Annotated in this window: 2 protein-coding genes; one reads left to right on the top strand and one right to left on the bottom strand. The window is 54.9% G+C overall.

The annotated features are described in order from the left end of the window. Positions 1-530: pyridoxamine 5'-phosphate oxidase family protein (locus E8A46_RS28610; RefSeq protein ID WP_291568329.1), on the bottom strand; the 530-nt coding region annotated here is incomplete at its 3' end. 1,974 nt (positions 531-2,504) lie between these two features. Here E8A46_RS28610 and E8A46_RS28605 point away from each other — a divergent pair. After that, positions 2,505-2,684: a hypothetical protein gene (locus E8A46_RS28605; RefSeq protein ID WP_291568327.1), complete on the top strand. Its 180-nt coding sequence runs from the start codon at positions 2,505-2,507 to the stop codon at positions 2,682-2,684. The last annotated feature ends 236 nt before the right edge of the window (positions 2,685-2,920 follow it).

Genomic DNA, 2,920 nt, shown 5'->3' with positions numbered 1-2,920 from the left:
GGTGGGTCGCAGCCCGATCGCGGCGTGTAGATCGAAGCATCTATCAACTGCATGGTCGGAATGTAACGCGGACAATTCGGAAAGATCGCTCGAGCGGTGACACGGACGATAAGCTGCGCGCCGACAGTCCGAGCGAGGAGTGGATCTTCGCGACTAACCGTTGCCGTGCCGTTGACGCGCAGGCGCTGAGGTTTCCCATGTATGGTGATGAACAGCATGCCGACTTCGGCATTTACCAGAATATTACCCATGCTTTTAAACATACCGTTGCCGTCGTAGTCGGGGAAGGCCAATTCGGACGGCCCTATGATAGCCACGAACCCAGGCAGGCCGCCCTTAAAGGAGCAATCAGGCCGTCCCTCGGCGTCTGCTGTCGCGAGAAAGAAATACGGCGCGCTCTCGATAAACACCCGATCGTCGGGTGTGAACTCTGTGCGAGTGAGTTTTTCCAGGCGATCGGAAATCCGACGGCTATCAAACTGATCCTGCAGCCGGCGGTTCCCCTCGTGGTACAAGGTGCTATCGGTCATCAATTTCTCTCCTCGGCCACACTTCAGAGGGGCAGATGTTCGACGTCTTTGAGCCGAGTGTAGCACTGATTGCTACTTTTTGCCCTCCGCGGGAATCGCTCTACCATTTCCGAAATGGGTCAATCGCGTCGTTTCCGCGATGTCGACCGTGAGCCCGCTTTACCCCCGACAACGGACATAGTTCGGCAATGTGTTGAAGCACAGGTGTCACCAAGTTCGGTTGCCAGCGTTATCGCTGTTTGATCGCAACGCGCTCAATTCATCCGGCACGTCGCCGAACTTTCGCAACACAGTCGCAACGCGCAAAGGGCGCTGAATGCCTGTGCTATACAAACCCTCTTGATTTCAAGTTTGTCGACAATCTCGGGCCGCGTTGCTCGTGCGGCAGGCCAACGAGCCGTAGTCTTACGGAGCAAATCTTCATTTTTCCGACTGGTTTCGCGCGCATCACCGCTGGATGGCTGAGGAAGTCCAGGATACCCGCGAATGCGAAAATTGCCACGCTGAAATGCAGCCGGTGGGCAAGCTGCCCGCTATCGGATGTAAACCTCTAATCAAAGTGTTTCGCTGTTTCGGGTGCAATCGTATTGCATCGGAGACGAAGTGAGGCCGCCAACCCTTTTGATCCTGACCCTCGGGGTTACGGCCCTAAACCTTCGCTGGTTTGGAGGCGTCACCCCTTCGGACACCACTGTCCTAGTTTCGCACCGCGAGCGCCGGAATCAAGAAGGGCCGCATTAGCGCGGCCCTGCCGGTACAAATTTGTACGGGATGAAATTCAGCCCCGGCAAGAGCCAGCTTAGTGTTTTCCACATGCACTGAGGACACCGGAAGAATACGGTGTTCCATTACCGGAACCGGGAAGTGTCCTAATCTGCCGTCGCGAGTGTCGAACGCCTGCAGGTGTTAACGAAGCAATAACGGGTCTATGAATTAAATACGCTCATGAGAGTCGCAATGACTATCGTGGTTGCTCTCCTCTTTCTCAATTTTGCGGATGAGCATTTTAACAGCGCCCGCTATACCCAAGCGGCAATGGCCATGCTTTCTCACATCGCACGATCATTCGGTTAGGCCGCCCCGCTTCAAGTTTCCAGATCGGCGTGTCACGGCGCGCGGACCAATACCGGACCTTCGAGTCGGCATCTCCCCGACAGAGGGTATAGTGACGCTCAAACATGCATTTCTGCACTCGGGGCTGTCAATCGCCCAGGTGATTTGCCCGTCGGGTCGCTTTTCCCAACGCCCGCCTTGCACGGACTTGACCCGGGTCCTCTAGCGGGCCTGGCGGCGCGTGAGACGCTGCGAGAGAGACGGACATGCGAGCGGTCGGGATTCTGATCGGTTAGCGGATCTGCGGATAAGCGATGTCCGCTTCCCGGCGTATCCCGGACTCACGTCGCAGATCGCGTGAGGTCCGAAAAGTGCCATGAAGAGACATCGCCAATGCGAGTTGCCACGACGAAGAAAGAACCGGAGGGCGGATTCGATTGAAGCCTGATGAGCTTGGAAACGGCGGCCATCAATACTCTGACGATGGAACATGAAAGCCAAGTGCTGGGCTCGTCCTTAGTGGTGCCGCATTGATTCAGAACAATTCGCGCGGCCAACAAGCGTGTAGATTATAATTCCTATGAAAATATCAGACTTTACCTGCTCATGGTGCGCATCGGTTTATGAAGTCGCCGAATCAATGTCGGCGAAAGGACGCCCAGGGCGGGCTGAATGCGTCGTCTGCGGTAAACTTTTGGAATCTTGGCAAGAACCCAAGCTGAAAGCCTATCGGCTGGTCATGCCGTTGGAACAAAAGTATAAGTCCATCCCTGCGCCGCCCTCTCCGACCCCAATTCGCTCACCATCAATTTTGGCTGATTCAGGTTAGGCGGCTGCGCCTTTGTTGGCGCGCCTGCGAAGCAGATAAACATTCGAATTTGGCGGGGTGTTGGTATCACGGCCTATGGAGGGCTGGCTCACATGGGTGAACTGAAGACCACAGAAACGGCAGTCGACGAGTTCGAGCACAAATTGCGAAAACTTATCAAGCGGGCCAAAAAGCAGCGCGGGTTACTCTGGCCTTCGGTCATTTCCAAGCTTGAGCTTGCCCGCGCTGATGTCCGGTCAATGATTAAGGTCTATGACTCCGGACCGAAATAACGTCGCGTCCCGCGTTTGTTCCAGTGAGCGTCACCATATTTCTTTGGGTTCAAAGGCGATGCCCGAGAGCGGGCTGAGGTCGGCTATGGGTCCAAATCTTCCGGGTTATCCTCTTAGAGCGGACATGTGACAGAATCGCGGATTCGGGACCTTGGATATTGCGATGCTCATTTTAAGGAATAAGATGTTTGTATTGCCAAGAGTCCAAAAATCTTTTCGAATTGACGCAGATTTTG

It is taken from the genome of Bradyrhizobium sp. (assembly GCF_004799445.1).
Classification (GTDB): domain Bacteria; phylum Pseudomonadota; class Alphaproteobacteria; order Rhizobiales; family Xanthobacteraceae; genus Bradyrhizobium.
This window is presented reverse-complemented; position numbering and strand designations above follow the sequence as displayed.

Bases quoted from the DNA above. Each gene is read 5' to 3' on its own strand.
- E8A46_RS28605 (WP_291568327.1), top strand. From the start codon at position 2,505: ATGGGTGAACTGAAGACCACAGAAACGGCAGTCGACGAGTTCGAGCAC.